This is a genomic window from Burkholderiaceae bacterium DAT-1, from assembly GCA_019084025.1.
GTDB lineage: Bacteria > Pseudomonadota > Gammaproteobacteria > Burkholderiales > Chitinimonadaceae > DAT-1.
The window spans coordinates 497,342-515,325 of sequence record JAHRBI010000003.1; the positions used below are offsets into that span (position 1 = coordinate 497,342).

Here is a 17,984-nt window from a genome sequence, read left to right on the forward strand (position 1 = left end):
GCCCCCTTGATCGGGGGTGGGCAGCATGAACGTACTTTACGAAGAAGACGGTAGTTTCAAGGTCGGCAGCATCATGAGCGAAACCGACGCCTCATTGCAGGTGGAATCGGTGAGTGGTAAGCGCTCGAAGATCAAGTCGGCCAATGTCATGCTGCGATTTGATCGCCCGGCGTTGGGTGAACTGCTGCCGCAGGCACAGGCGCTGGCCGATGACCTGGACCCTGATTTCCTGTGGGAAGTGGTGGCTGGGCAGGACGATTTCGCCTTTGCCGATCTGGCTTGCGAGTACTACAGTGCCAAGCCCACGCCTGCTGAACTCGCCTCTGTGCTGATCAAGGTGCATGGCTCCCCTATGTACTTCTATCGCAAGGGTAAAGGCCGCTACAAGCCTGCGCCGGAAGACAATCTGCGCGCCGCCAAGGCTGGTCTGGAAAAGAAAGCCCGCGAAACCGCCTTGATGGCCGAATGGCAGGCCGAGCTACGCGCCGGTACCTTGCCGGAAGCGCTGCGTCCGCATCTGAAGTCCTTGCTGCATCGTCCGGACAAGAACACCATCGAATGGAAAGCGCTTGCGGGGGCGGCCGAGGCCTCGCAGCAATCTACGCTGCGCCTGCTGGCCAGCTGTGGCGCGGTGCCGGATATCGAAGCCTGGTTGCTCGATGGTTTCCTGACTGAATATTTCCCCAAGGGTACGGTGTTCCCGGCCTTTGAACTCACCCCGCCTGCCTTCGAGCTGCCGCGTGCCGATGTCGCCGCCTTCTCGATTGATGATGCCGCAACCACTGAAATCGACGATGCCTTGTCGGTGACGCCGCTGCCCGATGGAAATACCCGCGTAGGTATCCATATTGCGGCGCCGACACTGGGAATTCCGGCTGGTTCGCCACTGGAAAACGTCGTATTGGCACGCCTGTCGACCGTGTATTTCCCCGGCGACAAAATCACGATGCTGCCTGATGGCGTGGTGGAGGCTTACACCCTGGCCGAAGGTAAGGACTGTCCGGCGGTGAGCTTGTATGTCACCGTCGCGCCGGACTTTAGCATTCTGTCGGCTGAGAGCAAGCTGGAATGCGTGCCGATTGCCGCCAATCTGCGCCATCACGATCTCGATCCGGTCTTTAATGAAGAGACCGTGAAGCTGGGCGAAGCCGGTCCGGATTATCCGTACAAGCGCGAACTGCTGTATCTCTACCAGTTTGCCATTGCCCTGGAAATTGCCCGTGGCCGCCATGATCCGAACCGCGTCGAGCGTCCGGATTACAGCTTCGCCATCGAGCGCAATGAAGCTGGTGAAAAGCGCGTGCGTATCTATCCGCGCAAGCGTGGCAGCCCGATGGACAAGCTTGTGGCCGAGCTGATGATTTTGTGCAACTCCACCTGGGGCAAGCAGCTGGCGGACGCCAATATTCCGGCGATCTATCGTGCTCAAAGCATGGGCCGTGTGCGCATGACCACTCAGCCTGCGCCGCACGTGGGTCTGGGTGTGGCGCAATATAGCTGGGCATCTTCGCCGCTGCGCCGTGCCGCTGATTTCATCAATCAGCAGCAATTGCTGGCCATGCTGACCGACACGCCGCCGCGCTATGCCCCACGTGATCCGATGCTGTTTGCCGCGCTGCGCGATTTCGACCAGACCTACAATGCCTATGCCGACTTCCAAGGGCGCATGGAGCGCTACTGGTGCCTGAAGTGGCTGGAGCAGGAAGGTGTGAAGGAAATTGGCGCCACTGTCATCAAGGACGAGCTGGTGCGCTTCGATGGTATCCCGCTGATGCTCAAGGTAGCGGGTCTGGGCGAGCATGCACGCGGTACGCCGGTGCAGCTGCAACTGATCTCTACCGACTATTTCGAGCTGGCTCTGCAATGTCGCCTTCTGTCGGCTGGCGAGCCGGTGGCTCTGCTCGAAGATGACGAAGCCCTACTTGCTGACGATACTGCGGAGCAGGAGGCGGCCGACGCTTCACCCGAATTGGCCGAGGGCCGGGGTGATACAGTCGCGGTCGCCAGTCCCGAGGCAACATCGGAAGGGGACGCGGATGCCGATTCGCAAGATTGAACCCATTAGCAACTTTCTGCCGGTACGCTTCAAGCGCGGTGGACTGGTGAAACAGTTTTCCAAGCCCTGCGTACGCTGCGGGCGCATGCTGCATGCCAGCGAAATGCGTGGTGTGGTACGCCTGATTGATGATCATCTGGCGCTGGCGGCTGATGCATTCTGCCCGTCGTGCCATACCCGCTTTGGTGTGGCCTGTGTGATTGATTCGGAAAAACGCGTGCGTCGGGTGGCCTTGCCCGCCTGGCTGTTCCGCTGGTACCTGCGCATCATGCCGATGCAGCAGGGCGAAGTGGAGCTGGGCGAATCCATGCGTGCGCAGATCGAGGTTGTGGAGAAGCTGGCCGAAGCCGTACAGGCAGCACAAGCGGTAGATTACCCGCGTGCCGAGACCATGCTGGGCCGCTATCAGGATAAACCTATCCCTGCGTATATCGTGGTGGATGGGCAGGAAGTTCCGTTTGACCGCATTGAGCCGGATGGCCGCGTTGGCGCCGGTGAATATTTGCTGGATGGATGTTTCGTTTATAAAACTGCGCAGTGACCCTGCCTCTACCGACCCAAGAAGGAAGCACAATGGCTAACCGCACCCCGCTTTACGACGCCCACCTGGCCGCCAATGGCAAGATCGTGGATTTTGCCGGCTGGGAAATGCCGATCAACTACGGCTCGCAGATCAAGGAACACGAAGCCGTGCGTACCGATGCCGGTATGTTCGACGTGTCCCATATGACTGCTGTGGACGTGCGCGGCGCCCGTGCGACCGAATTCTTCCAGAAGCTGATCGGCAACGATGTGGTCAAGCTGGGTTTCGAAGGCAAGGCACTGTACTCCGGTATGTATAACGACAAGGGCGGCGTGATCGACGACCTGATCGTGTACCGTACCAGCTGGGGTTATCGCGTGGTGGTGAATGCCGGTACCACCGACAAGGATCTGGCCTGGATGAGCCCGATTGCTGCCGAATTCGGTGTGGAACTGACCCCGCGCCGTGATCTGGCCATGATCGCCGTGCAAGGCCCGAACGCCATTGCCAAGGCTAAAGCTGCCAAGCCGGACGCTGCAGCGCTGATCGACAGCCTGCAAGTGTTCGTGGGTCTGCCGCAAGGGGACTGGTTCTTCGCTCGCACGGGTTATACCGGTGAAGATGGTCTGGAAATCTCCATGCCAGCCGCTGAAGCCATTCCGTTCTGGAACGCCCTGATCGCCGCCGGCGTGGCTCCGGCAGGTCTGGGTGCACGCGATACGCTGCGTCTGGAAGCCGGTATGAATCTGTACGGCAATGAGATGGACGACAGCGTGTCCCCGCTGGCTGCCGGTATGGCCTGGACGATTGCCTGGGAACCGGCTGATCGCGAATTCGTGGGTCGTTCGGTGCTGGTGGCCGAGCGCGCCGAGCGTCAGGCGGCTGCCGCAGGCCTGCTGAAGCAGGTTGGTCTGGTGTACGAAGGCAAGGGTGTGCTGCGCGGCCATATGCGCGTGGTGACTGAAGCAGGTGATGGCGAAATCACCTCCGGTACCTTCTCGCCGACCCTGCAAGTGTCCATCGCCATGGCGCGTGTGCCGCTGGCTGTGAAGTTTGGTGATACCGTTCAAGTCGACGTGCGCGGCAATCTGCAGCCAGCACGCGTGGTGAAGATGCCGTTCGTACGGAACGGCAAGAAGGTGTTCGAATAATCGTCTAACACGGAACGATTGGGCGTCTCATCTAAATGAGACGCCAAGCAATTGATCGAATGAGCAAAAATTCTCGTAACTTGGTAGAATTCGCGCCGTTCGATCTGTGTGCGTAGTTGTTCGCAGATAACTACGCCCTGACACAAGATTCTGGCTGACCCCGGCCTAACACGACTGACCCAAGTAGAGGACTGTATGAGCACCAATATCCCCAGCGATCTGAAGTATGTTGCCAGCCACGAGTGGCTGCGTGTCGAAGCTGACGGCACCGTGACTGTCGGCATTACCGACCACGCACAAAGCCTGCTGGGCGATGTGGTGTACGTGGAAGTCCCGAGCGTGGGCGACAATCTGGATGCTGACGGCGCCGCTGGCGTGGTGGAATCCGTGAAGTCTGCTTCTGACGTCTACGCACCGATCGCCGGTGAAATCGTGGCTGTGAACGAAACCCTGGCCGATGCCCCGGATACCGTGAACAGCGATCCGTACGGCGCTGGCTGGTTCTTCAAGATCAAGCCGGCCAATGCCGCTGATCTGGACGGCCTGATGGACGCCGCCGCCTACGCCGCCGAAGTCGGCGCGTAATGCCCAGACCCTCGCCGTGTGCGGGGGTTTTTGCTGGATGCCGGTCGCCACAAGCGGCCGGTCTTGCCATGGCGACGCCGTTCCGGTCGGTCGTCATCCGGCATCTGTAATGAATCTGACGCTGTCTCCGTGTTTAGCCGGAGCCGTCGCGAATTTTTTGTAAGGGTCATACCATGACGCCGCTCTCCGCCCTCGAGAACACCAACGAATTCATCCATCGCCACATCGGTCCCGATGAAGGCGAAATTGCCGAGATGCTGAAGGAAGTCGGTTCGACTTCGCTCGACGAATTTGTCGAGACCACTCTGCCTGCTCAGATTCTGGGTGGCACCCCGCTGGCGCTGCCCAATGCCGTGACCGAAGAAGCCGCACTGGCTGAACTGGCCGCCATCGCCAAGAAGAACGTGGTCGCCCGCTCCTTCATCGGCATGGGTTATAGCGAAGTGATCATCCCGAAGGTCATCCTGCGCAATGTGCTGGAAAACCCGGCCTGGTACACCGCCTACACCCCGTATCAGGCTGAAATCAGCCAGGGCCGTCTGCAATGCCTGCTGAACTACCAGCAAGTGGTGCTGGATCTGACCGGCATGGAACTGGCCAACGCCTCCCTGCTGGACGAAGCGACTGCCGCTGCCGAAGCCATGGCCATGGCCCGCCGCGTCTCCAAGTCTAAGTCCAACCGCTACTTCGTGGATGTGGATGCCTTCCCGCAAACCATCGACGTGCTGAAGACCCGCGCCCATGCATTCGGCTTCGAACTGATCTATGGCAAGCCAAGCGATGCCAAGGATCACGAAGTGTTCGGCGCATTGTTCCAATACCCGAACGTGAACGGCGAAATCGCTGATCTAGAGGCCGCGATTGCTGCAGTGAAGGGCATGGGCGGTCTGGTGGCACTGGCTACTGATCCGATGGCACTGGTGGTGCTGAAGTCGCCTGCTGCACTCGGTGCAGACGTGGCCTTCGGTTCCATGCAGCGCTTTGGCGTGCCGATGGGCTTTGGTGGCCCGCACGCAGCCTTCTTCGCCACCAAGGACGAATACAAGCGTCAGGTGCCGGGTCGTATCATCGGTGTGTCCATCGATGCCAACGGCAAGCCTGCCCTGCGTATGGCCCTGCAAACCCGCGAGCAGCACATTCGCCGCGAAAAGGCCAACTCCAATATCTGCACCTCGCAGGTGCTGCTGGCCAATATCGCGTCGCTGTACGCCGTCTACCACGGCCCGGTTGGTCTGAAGCGCATTGCTGACCGCATCCATCGCCTGACCGCGATCTTCGCCGAAGGCCTGAAGCGCGTGGGCGTGACCGTACAAACCCGTCACTTCTTCGACACCGTGGTGGTGGATCTGGGTGCCAAGGCACATGCTGCCTTCGAAGCGGCGGCTGCGGCCGGTTACAACCTGCGCCATGTGTCCAGCAACCAGATCGGCGTGAGCTTTGGCGAGCGTGCCACCCGCGACGACGTGAAGACGCTGTGGGCCGCACTGGTCGGCGATGCTGCCAAGGCGCTGGATGTGGAACTGCTGGATCAGGAGCGTGTCGCCAACCTGCCGGCTACCGCACTGCGTACTGATGCGATCCTGTCGCATCCGGTATTCAATGCGCACCACACCGAAACTGAAATGCTGCGCTTCATGAAGAAGCTGCAGAACAAGGATCTGGCACTGGATCACTCGATGATCTCGCTGGGTTCCTGCACCATGAAGCTGAACGCCACTTCGGAAATGATTCCGGTGACCTGGCCTGAATTCGGCGACATCCACCCGTTTGCACCTGCTTCGCAAACCCGTGGCTATCTGGAAATGATCGAAGGTCTGGCCGAGCAACTGAAGGCCATCACTGGCTTCGATGCGATCTGTATGCAGCCGAATTCCGGCGCACAGGGCGAGTACGCCGGTCTGCTGGCTATCCGCCGCTTCCACGAAGCACGTGGCGAAGGACATCGCAACGTCTGTCTGATTCCGCGTTCCGCACACGGTACCAATCCGGCGACTGCACAAATGATGTCCATGGATGTCGTTGTGGTTGCCTGTGATGATCTGGGTAACGTCGACGTCAATGACCTGAAGGCCAAGGCCGAGCAGTATAAGGACAAACTGGCTTGTCTGATGATCACCTATCCGTCCACCCACGGCGTGTACGAAGAAGCGATCCGCGACATTTGTGCAGTGGTGCATTCGTATGGCGGTCAGGTGTACATGGACGGTGCCAACATGAACGCGCAGGTCGGTCTGGTGAAGCCAGCCGAAATTGGCGCAGACGTGCTGCACATGAACCTGCACAAGACCTTCTGCATTCCGCACGGCGGTGGCGGCCCGGGCATGGGTCCGATTGGCCTGAAGGCGCATCTGGCTCCGTACATGGCCAACCACGTGGTTGCCCCGATCGATGGTCCGCATCGCGGCCAGTCGGCTGTGTCGGCTGCACCGTATGGTTCGGCTTCGATTCTGGTCATCAGCTGGATGTACATCCGCATGATGGGTGCCAATGGTCTGAAGAAGGCGACTCAGGCAGCATTGCTGAACGCCAACTACCTGGCCAAGAAGCTGGCTGCTCACTACCCGGTGCTGTACACCGGCAAGAACGGGCGTGTGGCACACGAGTGCATTATCGATCTGCGTCCGCTGAAGGCTGAAACCGGCGTGACTGAAGTGGATATCGCCAAGCGTCTGATGGACTATGGTTTCCACGCGCCGACCATGAGCTTCCCGGTACCGGGCACCTTCATGATCGAGCCGACCGAATCCGAATCCAAGGCCGAAATCGATCGCTTTATCGATGCTATGGTCAGCATCCGTGCCGAAATCAACAAGGTCGGTTCCGGTGTCTGGCCGAAGGACAACAACCCGCTGTGCAATGCCCCGCACACCCAGTTTGTGGTGACGGGTCAGTGGGAACGTCCGTATGGCCGTGAAGAAGCTGCCTATCCGCTGGAATGGGTACGTGACAACAAGTTCTGGCCAAGCGTAGGCCGCATCGACGACGCCTATGGCGACCGGAATGTGGTGTGTGCCTGCCCGAGCATTGATGCGTATTCCTGATCAGAAATTTTCTTGATTGATTATTAGGTAAACCCTGGATTGGTTAAAATTTCGGCACATGGATCAACGAAAACAGTTGAAGACCATGGGGCGAGATTTTTAGAGCGCAACTAGTTCAGGGTTTCTCTGGAAAGCCCTAGCTTCGGCTGGGGCACTTTCGCTTATGTAAGTGTTATCTGATCTATTATGGTGAGTTAAATAAAAGATTGCTCGGAGGTAGAAGTAATGACAGAGTTGTGAGAGGGGTTCCATTAATTAAACTGGCGGTAGATGTAGATAAGGTGTTTCCTTAAAGAATATTTTTTGGCCATATAGCCTTGTATTCAACATATGGGAATAATCCGAAGCAGTGTAGATCATCTTTATGAAATTCATTCATTGATAAGCGCTGGGTTGCATTTACGTAGTGAAAATCCGAAATTTATTTGAGGTTGTAATGAGTTGGAATAAACTGGCGTTGCCTGTTGGTTTGTTGTTAAGTGGTTGTGGTGGGTCAGGTGGGAGTTCATCTCCCGTAACGGAAAGCGGCAGCAATCTGACGGGCATTCCTGAGACATATATGAGTGTCTCTGAAGGGGATGTAAAAATCGTGAGTTTTGAGGGGGATGTTCCGGACTTTGTAATTACAGCGCCAGTAATTCCGGGGGCGAATAAATACAGTTTAAAGTTGCTGGATTCTGGGGGGGTTGTTAATCCAGATAGATCTGGTGCATATGTATTAAATGATAATGAAGTTTATGGAGGTGTATCTCTTAAGCAGAACTTGAAGTTGGGGAATTACTCAGGTTTTTTTGAAATTAGAGTTTGTAATGATGATGCTGATATATGTGCTCAGCCGGTTAAAGGATCGCCTTTCAAGTTTAAGTATGCTGTAGAGGTTAAACAAAATAAGGGTAAGCTAAGTCCTGTTAAGACCCTGTCAGGGGCATCTTCATGGGATACGGAACAAGGAAATCCACAGCACACGGGTTATGTTGGTGCAAGTGTAGATCCGACTAAATTTAGTCGAAGATTTCGTTATGATATTTTAGAAAATATCCCTTCAAAGCCTGCGGTTAAGAATGGCATTGTAATGTTTGGGGCCTCAGCGTACCAACTGAGCAATAGTCCGGCACGGATGTATGGTGTGGATGAGGCCACCGGAAATGCTGTATGGATTACCTCAATTGGTTCTGCAGCAAATTTATCGGGAGTCTCAGTCTCTGATGACTTGGCGTTTATAATTTCAGATTCTGGATATCAAAAAACGAGTTTTAATTCAATCGATATCCGTACTGGGAGTGTAAAGGATACTTATTACTCTTGGGAGTATGGTCCTGGTTTTAGGGATAGGCCAGCCGCAACTCCATTCAATGGAAGTTTTTACTTTATTAGTAATAATTCTGGGGTGACTGTATATAACCCGAAAGTGAAGAAGTTGGGTGATTGGCAGTGGCATGAGGAGATTGGTTACTGGGATAATACACATCAAGCCCCAGCGATTGATGCGAGTGGCGTATATGCTTTATCAGGAAGGTGGACTGGTCAGCTAAAGAAATTTGACGCTAGTTCTGGTCTAATGAGAGCTGCTGTTAATTTTGAACAGGATAGTCCATATGAAACGGGCTCACCTGTTTTGTCAGAGGATGGAAGTGTGTACGCAATTTCCAGCGCACCGGAGTACCCACACTATTTCAACTTGGTGAGAATTGATGTGCAGGGTGGTAAAATTGCTTGGCGTGCGAATGGATCTGCAATGAGTCAGCCTGTATTGGCGAAAGAATATGTATATACTATTGAAGGTGATTCAATTGTTTGTCGTTATGCGAAGACGGGACAGATTAATTGGACTTGGGCTTCTAGCGCACATATTGAGTATGGCCTTCCATGGGGACGGCAAAAGCCATTGATCGTAGTTGGTAACTACGCGTTCTTTGTAACCAACGAAGGTACGAAAGCGCTTGATCTCACAACTAAGAAAATTGTTTGGCATGATGTGCTCAAAGGTGAGTTAGCAGTTTCACAGAATGGAATACTCTATATTGCTGGGCCGAATGCCGTTCTGGCTGTTAACCTTCGATGATACGCACATGGTTAGGGTAGCCGCATCGACGACGCCTATGGCGACCGGAATGAAGTGTGCGCATGTCCGAGCATTGATGCGTATTCTTGATCCGCTCGGTCGCTGATTACATGAGCACAACAAACCCGGCGCTGCCGGGTTTGTTTCATTGTGGAAATGCCCACGTTCCAGTCCATCCGCGTTATCATCGCCACCATATAATTAGCCCGAAAATAGGGAGCACACCATGGACGAACTACCCAGCATCATTGCAGAACCTGTTGAAGCCTTGATTGACGCAGGCGACAAGCTGTTCGAAAAGGGCAAGTATGCCCCAGCGCTGGAAAAATACCGCGAAGCACTGGCACTGCTGCCAACTGATCGAACACAGTATGTCGAAAGCGCCTATGTCCTCGCTGCTGTCGGCGACACCCTCTACCTGATGGGTGAAATCGCGGAGGCGATGGAAATCCTCGATGAAGCGCTGGATTGTCCGGAAGCCGAAGTGAATGCCTTTATCCTGCTGCGTCTGGGCCAGTGCCTGTATGACAGCGGCGACAAGGAAGCGGCAGCCGAAGTTCTGGCTACTGCGTTTGCGCTGGGCGGCGAGGAGCTGTTCGAAGACGAAGAGCCGCAATATCGCAAGCTGGTGCAGGAAGACGAAGCCTGATCCCGTCCGCTTTTATAGAACACGTAGCTAACTAAACAGACGTACACCCATGACCTTTCCCCTCCCCAATGACAATCCTGTCTGGAAGCATTTCCAGACCCTGTGCCGTATTCCACGTCCTTCCAAGCATGAAATCCCCCTGCGTAACGAACTGCAGGGCTGGGCCGAAGGACTGGGCCTGAAAACGCATATCGACAGCGCTGGCAATCTGATCATCAGAAAGCCCGCTACGCCCGGTATGGAAAACCGCAAGACTGTTGTGCTGCAGGGCCATCTGGACATGGTCTGCCAGCAAAATGCTGGTACCGGTCATGACTTCTTCAAGGACCCGATTGTGCCGGTGCTGAAGGATGGCTGGCTGGTCGCGGAAAATACCACGCTGGGTGCCGATAATGGCATTGGCGTGGCCATGGGTCTCGCCCTGCTGGAAAGCTCCGATATCCCGCATCCGCCGCTGGAAATCCTGTGCACGCTGGATGAAGAGGCCGGCATGGGTGGCGCGCTGGGTCTGGATACCGATGTGCTGGACGGCGAACTCCTGATCAATATCGATACCGAAGAGTGGGGCGAGTTCTACCTCGGCTGCGCCGGTGGCGTCGATGTGAATGTCGAGTACGCGTATGCGGAAGAGGCTGTGCCAGCTGGTTATTCAGTTGTGAATATCGGCCTGAAAGGGCTGCGTGGCGGTCACTCCGGGGTAAATATCCACGAAGAGCGCGGCAACGGGATCAAGCTGCTGGTGCGTCTCTTGCGCGAACTGGAAGAAATCACGACGGTGCGTCTGGTGTCCTTCACTGGCGGTACCGCACGCAACGCGCTGGCGCGTGAAGCCTTTGCCACGATTGCCGTGCCGGATGCAGTGATCTGCCGTCTGCAAGGCGTGCTGAACAATTTTCAGGCACAACTGCGCAGTGAGCTGATTGGTGTGGATGATCGGGTGGTGATGAGCAGTGAGCCTGCGACAGCCGATCGTGTCATGAGTCAGTCTGACCAGAACAAGCTGCTGGCCGTTCTGCATGCCTCCCCGCACGGTGTGCGCCGCTGGAGCAAGCGTGTGCTGGGCGTGGTGGAAACCTCGAACAATCTGGGCGTGCTGCGTATCGAAGGGGGCGTGCTCAAGGCCAACTTCATGCTGCGTTCGCTGATCGATTCTGGCGCACGCACGCTGGCTGCCGAAATTGAAAGCCTGTGGGGGCTGATCGGTGCGCAAGTCAGTCGCGAAGGCGGCTATCCGGGCTGGACGCCGAATCCTGATTCAGCCTTGCTGAAGTTGTTCCAGCAAGTCTACTCGCGTGATTTCGGTGGCACCGCGGCTGTGAAGGTGATTCACGCCGGTCTGGAATGCGGCATTCTGTCGTCCAAGTATCCAAAAATGGATATGGTGAGCTTCGGACCTGACATCCGTGGCGCGCATGCGCCGGGTGAACGCGTGAACGTGGAATCTGTTGATCTAACCTGGAAACTGCTGAAGGCAGTGCTGGCAGACATTCCTGCCAAGGCTTGATCGACCTGCTTTGCGGGCATCCAGAACAGGACAGCTTAGGCTGTCCTGTTTGTTTGTCTAGATCAGGCTGCGTCGTTCAGGTGATGCGCGGTAGCGTGGTGCTCCAGCGAAAAGGCTTCTACACTGACCATGGAAACCAGCCCGCCCAGGCAAGCAGCAACACAGAAAGTGGCAATGGCGGTTTGGCGGGTGCGGGCAAACATGGGTGAACTCCTGAGTAGTCGTGATGATGGGCAACTGCACCTGGGGCAGGTGGCTGTATTGCCTCTGTCGATATTGTCACGATACACAGGAATTGTTACAGCAATTATGACAAGTCGGATGTCATAAATTAGAAGTCGCCAAATCGCGCCTGCAGAAGCGCTGCAATGACCGGCGCGACTGTCTCCGTCCGGAAAATACGGGGGCCGAGTAACAAGGGCGAATATCCCGCCGAGATGGCCAGACGTTCTTCCTCATCAGAGAAACCCCCTTCTGGACCAATCAGAGTGATTGCACTCGCCGCACTTGCTGGCAGGCTATCTAGACGTTTGCCGTCAATTGGGCTTAAGAGCAAGCGGACATCAGCCTGTTCGCCCCGAGCGATCCATTGCGCAAATTTCACGGGTGGCAGGATCTCGGGGATCTGCGTTCGACCGCATTGTTCTGCTGCGGCAATGGCAACACCCCGCCAGTGAGCCATACGCTTGTCCAGACGGTCTTCGGCGAGTTTATAGCCACAGAGCGCCGACTGAACGATCTGAATGCGCTGCACCCCCAGTTCCGTTGCTTTCTGAACCGTATAGTCCATCCGTTCGGTCGCAGAGAGTGCCTGCACCAGCGTTAAGTGCAAGGGCGACTCGCCGCCCGCGACGCTTGATGCGGTAATGACTACCTTCACATGACGCTTCCCCATTTCCAGAATGGTGGCCGCGTACTCATGCGGGCTCCCATCGAAGAGCGTCAGTGAATCCCCCGGCTGCATGCGCAGCACCTGCACATGGCGTGCATTGCCTTCAGGGAGGTCAAACGGCGTATCAAGCGGCGGCAGGCTGCCGCCGAGTTCAGCTGGATCAAGGTAGAGGCGTGGCATGGTCTTGGGGAGAGCAGATCATGCCGCCATTATGCCACCTTGACAGGCGCTCAGCGTGTTTCGCCAGACAAATCCAGCCGCTGCCAGATGGTCGACACCGCACCTGCACCATTCAATGTGTAGAAATGCAGACCCGGTGCGCCACCTTCCAGCAGCTTGCGACCCAGATCCGTGACCACATCGAGTCCCAGTGCCTTGATTGACGCCGTGTCATCACCATAGCTTTGCAGCTTCAGGCGCAGCCAGCGCGGGATTTCAGCCCCGCAGGCATCGGAAAAGCGCGCCAGCTGGCTGAAGTTATTGATAGGCATAATGCCTGGTACTACCGGAATATTGCAGCCTCGAGCACGCACTTCATCTGCAAAGGCAAAGTAAGCATCCGCATTAAAGAAATACTGTGTAATGGCCGAGTTCGCACCCGCATTGGCTTTGGCTACAAAGTTGCGCAGGTCATCCTGAGCGCTACGCGACTGCGGATGGTATTCCGGATAGGCTGCAATTTCGATATGGAACCAGTCGCCGTGCTGTTCACGAATAAAGGCGACGAGTTCGGCCGCATACCGGAATTCACCGAATTCAACCATGCCGCTGGGGATATCGCCGCGCAGCGCTACAATGCGCTTGATGCCTGCTTCACGATAGGTGCTGAGCAGCTGGGCAACATTATCGCGCGTACTGCCAATACAGGACAGATGGGGTGCGGCTTGAAATCCCTCGCGATGAATCTCCAGAACGGTCGATAGCGTGCCGTCCTGTGTTGTGCCCCCTGCCCCGAAGGTGACTGAAAAGAAGTCTGGCTTGAATTGCGCAAGTTGCTGACGAGTCTGGCGCAACTTGGCGGTGCCTTCGGCCGTTTTTGGGGGGAAGAATTCAAAGCTGAAAGTTTTGGACATGAGGTGCCATCCTGATATGCATTTTGTTCATATTAGCATTGTGAATAGATGCACCGGATGAGATTTGCCCAGAAGCATCATTAAAAATTTTCATGTATATGTGCATGAGGTGTATGGGACGTTCAGAATCTGTTCACCTGAAAGCGCGCACACTGGCTTCATCCACCAACCGGATGGAGTATGAAAATGAAAAAGCTTCTACTGAGTACGGCGATAGTGATTGCCAGTCTGGGCGCAGCCCATGCCGATGATGGTCGGCAGGTCTTGGGTACCCTCATTGGTGCCGCGACAGGTTCTGCCATTGGTCATGAAATGGGTGGGCGCGATGGCGCATTGGCTGGCGGCATGATCGGTGCGGCGGTTGGTGCAATTGCGATGTCTGACGATTGCTGCGATCGCGATCGCTATCGTTACCGTCGTGAGGTCATTGTAGAACGGCCAGCCTATGTATACCGACCCTATGAGCGGGTGGAATATGTAGAGCGCGCCTATCCACGTTATGACCGTTACGATGACTGGCGCGAACGCCGCTATCGGGAATGGCGTGAAGAACGTCGTGAGCGTGAATGGCGCCATCACGAATGGCACGAACATCACCGCGATCATCGCTGGTAAGTCAGCGGCGAAAGAGATACTCGAACGTCAGAATACCTAATGCAGTCAGCGCAAACGAGCCCAGCATATGCATGCCGGCCGTAAGTAGTGCAGCACCCGGCTGACCTCGGTGGAGCATGGACACGACTTCGCTTGAAAACGTGGAAAATGTAGTGAGTCCACCGAGAAACCCCGTGATGGCAAACAATCGCCATTGCGGGGGCAGAGAAGGATGAAACGCAAAAAAAGCGAAGGCAAGTCCCACCAGATAGCCGCCAATCAGATTTGCCGCCAGCGTACCCAGCGGCATGATCGATTGTATCGCGTTTAACCAGAGGCCCAGCTGCCAGCGCAGCAAGGCCCCGAGCGCCGCCCCGATGGAAATAGCTGCGACGCTCCAGATCATTAACGCGGCTTCTTAATTACCTGCACGCCGAGTTGCTTCAGCTTGCGATACAAGTGCGTACGTTCCAGACCCACCTTATCGGCCACGCGGCTCATATTGCCACCCTCCAGACCAATATGATGCTCGAAGTATGCACGCTCGAACTCATCGCGTGCTTCGCGAAGCGGCTGATCAAAATTAAATTGAGAGCTAGGTGCCGAGGCGGCAGATTGGCGCGAGGGCGCAAACTGCGCCAGCACACGGTTCACCGGCACTGCATCCACGTCGGACTCCAGTGCGGTAAGCGCAAGGCTCTTGACGATATTGTGTAGTTGCTCGTGATTGCCAGGCCAGTCGTGCTGACGCAAGGCATTGAGCGCGGCCGAGGTAAAACGACGCGGCCCGAGTTTGGATGACTCCACTACCTGACTGAGGATGTGCTCAGCAAGTTCCGGAATGTCATCACGATGTTCGCGCAGCGCAGGCAGCGGCACTACCAGTTGTGATAGGTAGGCGAACAGGGCAGGATCGAAACGATCCAGCAGTTCGGGCAGGCTCTTGGCTGTAGCGCAAATCAGACGGACATTGTGCTTTTCCAGCTTCGGCAGCAGCGCCATCAGGGCGCATTGTGCCTTGCGCTCGTAGTGACCCACATCACGCAGGAACAAGGTGCCACCCGCTGCGCGCTGAACCAATTCGGCACCATTCTCGATCATGGCATCCTGACTATCGGGTGCCACAAACGGAGTAGTCGGTGCGGTGAGGTAACGAGCGCACACCATAAAGCCGCTGCCGGGTTCGCCGGTGAGCAATACCGGCATCGCCAGACTCTGTGCTTGATCGAGTTGCTTTTTGAGTTGCTGGATCAGCTGGCTCTTGCCGAGCGCGGCCAGTGAGTTATCCGGTGCCTTGGGTTGAATCTCGCCATGCTTGAGTGCGCGTTTGACTGTCGCCAGCAGCTTTTGCAGGCCGATTGGCTTTTCGAGGAAATCGAAGGCGCCGATGCGCGTGGCTTCCACTGCGGTATCGATGGTGGCATGACCACTCATCATTACCACCGGCATGGTCAGCTGACCATTGCTGGCCCATTCCTTGAGCAGGGTGACACCGTCGGTATCTGGCATCCAGATATCCAGCAATACCATGGCCGGTCGACCCTGATTACGCAGCTGACGGGCTTGCGCAGCATTTTCTGCAACAGACACCCGGTATCCTTCATCCAGAAGAATTTCTGACAGCAGTTCGCGGATACCGATTTCGTCGTCGACGATCAGAATTTCATTGCTACCCACTCAAGTTCTCCCCAACAGCGTGGTCTTGCGTTGACACACTATGCGGCTTGCGATGCAGCGACCGGTAAGTCGATGCGCACCGCGGCGCCATGTGGTTCCAGATTCATGGCTGCAATCTGGCCGTGATGTTCGTCGATAATCTTCTTGACGATGGCCAGGCCCAATCCGGTTCCCTTTTTCTTGGTTGTCGCGTAAGGCTCAAAGATGCGTTGCAATATTGCATCATCGAAGCCAGGGCCGTTGTCCTCAACAGACAACCGTACCGAATTTGCCACAGATTCGGTACGGATGACAATCCGTCCATCAGGACTTTCGCCAACAGCTTCTTGTGCATTCTTCAGTAAGTTGTGTACAACCTGCCTCAGAAGTGTTGCATCACCCACAATCATGATTGGATCGGTGTTGTGGAAATGACGCACTATTAACGATTCTTCGTATAGTCCAAGCACTTCATCCAGCAATTCGCTCAGGTTAAGCGGCGCCAGTTTAGTGGCCGGTTGTCGTGCATATTCACGGAATGCATCCACCATTTTTTTCAATGCAGCGACTTGCGACACGATAGTCCGGGTCGAACGTCCCAGGAAATCGGCATCGGCGGGCTCGAGTTTTTCAGCGAGTTTGAAATCCAGGCGCTCCGCCGCCAGCTGGATAGGTGTCAGTGGATTGCGGATCTCGTGTGCAAGCCGTTTGGCCACCTCACCCCAGGCCGCATCGCGCTGGGCACGCAGTAGATCGGTGACATCATCAAAGACCACCACGGCACCTGCGGCATCACCGGGAAGCTGTGTTCCGCGTAGCAGCAGCATGCGCGTACCTGCATCATGCGAGATTTCGACCTGCCTGAGCCACTGGCCGCGTTGGGCATCAAACTCTTGCTGGATACAATTGGCAAACGCTTCCAAGTGGGGAATCTCTTCGCGCCATTCCCACAGACGCAAGCTGGTGAGGACATCCAGACTGGCATGCAAAATGCCCTCGGCGCTGATATTGCCGCTGCGTAGCCGCCAGCGCTCGTCAAAGGCCAGTACGCCTGCTGTCAGGTTACCCAATACTGTTTCGAGATACGCCTTCGCAGCAGATTGTTCTCGTTGCTGCCGCTCGACCTGAGCACGCGCATCGGCCAACTGCCGGGTCATGCGATTGAAGCTGTGGGTGAGAATCCCTAGTTCGTCGCGGCTGACGACGGGCTGCATCTGTGAAAAGTCGCCCTGTGCCACGGCACGTGTTCCCGCTGCCAGTACGTTAAGGGGCGCTGAGAGCTTCTCGGATAAATACATGCCGAGTACAACGGCACCCAGCAGTGCAAGCAACAGAGCCAGCGTCAGGGTTTCGCCGAACATCTTTTTCAGGCCATCCCGCTGGACTTCGAGGGCTTTGTAACTGGTACGGACTTCTTCCACGAGCTGGGTATCCGCCGCGAGTTTTTGCGGAATGGGCTGAATCAGCTGCAGCACGCGTGCTTCACCAAAAAAACCGCCGGGAGCGACGCGTACCAGTACCCGCGCCGCCAGACCATACGGTGGGGCATTCACGATTCGCTGGATCGGGATATGGTCTGCAATCTGGCGAAGCTCCGTGGCACTTGGTGCTTCAGGAAAGGGCGCCGCCAGCTCATCGCGGGCATCCACAATGATCCGACCCTTGCTATCAAACAGGGTGGCCTCGCGGACATTGTCGTATTCGCGCAGACGGGTCAGTGTGACCAAGGCTTCGGACTTGGTTTTATTGCCGATATCCTCCGCCATGATGTCGGCCTTGTGACGCAAATCTTTCAACGAGTTATCTAATACGATCGATCCAAGCGTTAGCCCGCGCTCTAGCGCACTTTCAACACGTGGGTCGAACCAGGACTCGATGCTCTTCGTAAGAAACTGCACCGACATCGTGTACAGCAAAATACCAGGCAGAATCGCCACCAGTGCAAACATCAGCGTCATCCGCCAGGCAAGCCGTGAGCCAAACAGTCGCGCTTTAACCTGCAGACGCAGTCGCCACAGGCGATTGCCGACCATGGCGCCCAGGGCCAGCACCATTAATCCATTCAGCCAGACCAGACGCGGATAGTGGGTTTCAAAGACTCTGTTGTCACCACTGGCCGTTGCCAGCATGAATAAGAGGATGGCGGCGAGCGAACCCACAACCAGAAAGACATTGCGCATCGACCGCATGGTGAACTC

Annotated in this window: 15 protein-coding genes; 9 read left to right on the forward strand and 6 right to left on the reverse strand. The window is 56.0% G+C overall.

The window, feature by feature from the left end; all coding sequences use genetic code 11:
- The first annotated feature begins 25 nt into the window (after window positions 1-25).
- The 8 genes from KSF73_08220 to KSF73_08255 all read left to right on the forward strand — a co-directional run bounded on the left by KSF73_08220 (window position 26) and on the right by KSF73_08255 (window position 11,571).
- Window positions 26-2,056 (forward strand): RNB domain-containing ribonuclease, encoded by a 2,031-nt coding sequence (locus KSF73_08220; protein MBV1775703.1) that lies wholly within the window; start codon window positions 26-28, stop codon window positions 2,054-2,056.
- Window positions 2,037-2,597 (forward strand): hypothetical protein, encoded by a 561-nt coding sequence (locus KSF73_08225; GenBank protein MBV1775704.1) that lies wholly within the window; start codon window positions 2,037-2,039, stop codon window positions 2,595-2,597. The genes KSF73_08220 and KSF73_08225 overlap by 20 nt, the downstream gene beginning before the upstream one ends.
- Window positions 2,598-2,629: 32 nt before the next feature.
- Window positions 2,630-3,730, forward strand: a complete 1,101-nt coding sequence (gene gcvT / locus KSF73_08230; protein ID MBV1775705.1) for a glycine cleavage system aminomethyltransferase GcvT — start codon at window positions 2,630-2,632, stop codon at window positions 3,728-3,730.
- Between the two features lie 195 nt (window positions 3,731-3,925).
- Entirely contained in the window at window positions 3,926-4,315 is a 390-nt protein-coding gene (gene gcvH, locus KSF73_08235) for a glycine cleavage system protein GcvH (GenBank protein MBV1775706.1), read from the forward strand.
- 173 nt (window positions 4,316-4,488) lie between these two features.
- A complete protein-coding gene (gene gcvP, locus KSF73_08240) occupies window positions 4,489-7,356 on the forward strand; it encodes an aminomethyl-transferring glycine dehydrogenase (protein MBV1775707.1) in 2,868 nt (955 codons plus the stop codon).
- A gap of 436 nt (window positions 7,357-7,792) precedes the next feature.
- Window positions 7,793-9,418 carry a PQQ-like beta-propeller repeat protein gene (locus tag KSF73_08245; GenBank protein ID MBV1775708.1) on the forward strand — a complete coding sequence of 542 codons (1,626 nt, stop codon included), beginning with the start codon at window positions 7,793-7,795 and terminating at the stop codon, window positions 9,416-9,418.
- A gap of 226 nt (window positions 9,419-9,644) precedes the next feature.
- Window positions 9,645-10,067: a tetratricopeptide repeat protein gene (locus KSF73_08250; protein ID MBV1775709.1), complete on the forward strand. Its 423-nt coding sequence runs from the start codon at window positions 9,645-9,647 to the stop codon at window positions 10,065-10,067.
- A gap of 49 nt (window positions 10,068-10,116) precedes the next feature.
- On the forward strand, window positions 10,117-11,571 hold the full coding sequence (locus KSF73_08255; protein MBV1775710.1) for an aminoacyl-histidine dipeptidase: 1,455 nt from the start codon (window positions 10,117-10,119) through the stop codon (window positions 11,569-11,571).
- A gap of 62 nt (window positions 11,572-11,633) precedes the next feature.
- On the opposite strand, the gene KSF73_08260 is transcribed toward KSF73_08255, so the two are convergent.
- The 3 genes from KSF73_08260 to metF form a co-directional block, all read right to left on the reverse strand.
- Window positions 11,634-11,774: a hypothetical protein gene (locus KSF73_08260; protein MBV1775711.1), complete on the reverse strand. Its 141-nt coding sequence runs from the start codon at window positions 11,772-11,774 to the stop codon at window positions 11,634-11,636.
- Window positions 11,775-11,902: 128 nt separating this feature from the next.
- Entirely contained in the window at window positions 11,903-12,643 is a 741-nt protein-coding gene (locus KSF73_08265; GenBank protein MBV1775712.1) for a 16S rRNA (uracil(1498)-N(3))-methyltransferase, read from the reverse strand.
- 50 nt (window positions 12,644-12,693) lie between these two features.
- Window positions 12,694-13,536 carry a methylenetetrahydrofolate reductase [NAD(P)H] gene (gene metF / locus KSF73_08270; GenBank protein MBV1775713.1) on the reverse strand — a complete coding sequence of 281 codons (843 nt, stop codon included), beginning with the start codon at window positions 13,534-13,536 and terminating at the stop codon, window positions 12,694-12,696.
- Window positions 13,537-13,722: 186 nt separating this feature from the next.
- On the opposite strand from metF, the gene KSF73_08275 reads away from it, so the two are divergent.
- Window positions 13,723-14,151 carry a complement resistance protein TraT gene (locus KSF73_08275; GenBank protein MBV1775714.1) on the forward strand — a complete coding sequence of 143 codons (429 nt, stop codon included), beginning with the start codon at window positions 13,723-13,725 and terminating at the stop codon, window positions 14,149-14,151.
- Between the two features lies 1 nt (window position 14,152).
- On the opposite strand, the gene crcB is transcribed toward KSF73_08275, so the two are convergent.
- From crcB to KSF73_08290, 3 genes are read right to left on the reverse strand one after another with little or no spacing between them, the layout of a single operon-like run.
- The gene (crcB, locus tag KSF73_08280; protein ID MBV1775715.1) at window positions 14,153-14,536 is read right to left on the reverse strand and encodes a fluoride efflux transporter CrcB; all 384 of its coding nucleotides are present in this window, start codon (window positions 14,534-14,536) and stop codon (window positions 14,153-14,155) included.
- Entirely contained in the window at window positions 14,536-15,807 is a 1,272-nt protein-coding gene (locus KSF73_08285) for a sigma-54 dependent transcriptional regulator (GenBank protein MBV1775716.1), read from the reverse strand. Before KSF73_08285 ends, crcB begins: the two co-directional genes overlap by 1 nt.
- 38 nt (window positions 15,808-15,845) lie before the next feature.
- Complete coding sequence (locus tag KSF73_08290) at window positions 15,846-17,975, reverse strand: HAMP domain-containing protein (GenBank protein MBV1775717.1); 2,130 nt, start codon at window positions 17,973-17,975, stop codon at window positions 15,846-15,848.
- Between the last annotated feature and the right edge of the window lie 9 nt (window positions 17,976-17,984).

Excerpts from the sequence above, each read along its gene's own strand:
- KSF73_08220 (MBV1775703.1), top strand. The coding sequence starts at position 26 with ATGAACGTACTTTACGAAGAAGACGGTAGTTTCAAGGTCGGCAGCATC.
- KSF73_08225 (MBV1775704.1), top strand. The coding sequence starts at position 2,037 with ATGCCGATTCGCAAGATTGAACCCATTAGCAACTTTCTGCCGGTACGC.
- gcvT (MBV1775705.1), top strand. The coding sequence starts at position 2,630 with ATGGCTAACCGCACCCCGCTTTACGACGCCCACCTGGCCGCCAATGGC.
- gcvH (MBV1775706.1), top strand. The coding sequence starts at position 3,926 with ATGAGCACCAATATCCCCAGCGATCTGAAGTATGTTGCCAGCCACGAG.
- gcvP (MBV1775707.1), top strand. The coding sequence starts at position 4,489 with ATGACGCCGCTCTCCGCCCTCGAGAACACCAACGAATTCATCCATCGC.
- KSF73_08245 (MBV1775708.1), top strand. The coding sequence starts at position 7,793 with ATGAGTTGGAATAAACTGGCGTTGCCTGTTGGTTTGTTGTTAAGTGGT.
- KSF73_08250 (MBV1775709.1), top strand. The coding sequence starts at position 9,645 with ATGGACGAACTACCCAGCATCATTGCAGAACCTGTTGAAGCCTTGATT.
- KSF73_08255 (MBV1775710.1), top strand. The coding sequence starts at position 10,117 with ATGACCTTTCCCCTCCCCAATGACAATCCTGTCTGGAAGCATTTCCAG.
- KSF73_08260 (MBV1775711.1), bottom strand. The coding sequence starts at position 11,774 with ATGTTTGCCCGCACCCGCCAAACCGCCATTGCCACTTTCTGTGTTGCT.
- KSF73_08265 (MBV1775712.1), bottom strand. The coding sequence starts at position 12,643 with ATGCCACGCCTCTACCTTGATCCAGCTGAACTCGGCGGCAGCCTGCCG.
- metF (MBV1775713.1), bottom strand. The coding sequence starts at position 13,536 with ATGTCCAAAACTTTCAGCTTTGAATTCTTCCCCCCAAAAACGGCCGAA.
- KSF73_08275 (MBV1775714.1), top strand. The coding sequence starts at position 13,723 with ATGAAAAAGCTTCTACTGAGTACGGCGATAGTGATTGCCAGTCTGGGC.
- crcB (MBV1775715.1), bottom strand. The coding sequence starts at position 14,536 with ATGATCTGGAGCGTCGCAGCTATTTCCATCGGGGCGGCGCTCGGGGCC.
- KSF73_08290 (MBV1775717.1), bottom strand. The coding sequence starts at position 17,975 with ATGCGGTCGATGCGCAATGTCTTTCTGGTTGTGGGTTCGCTCGCCGCC.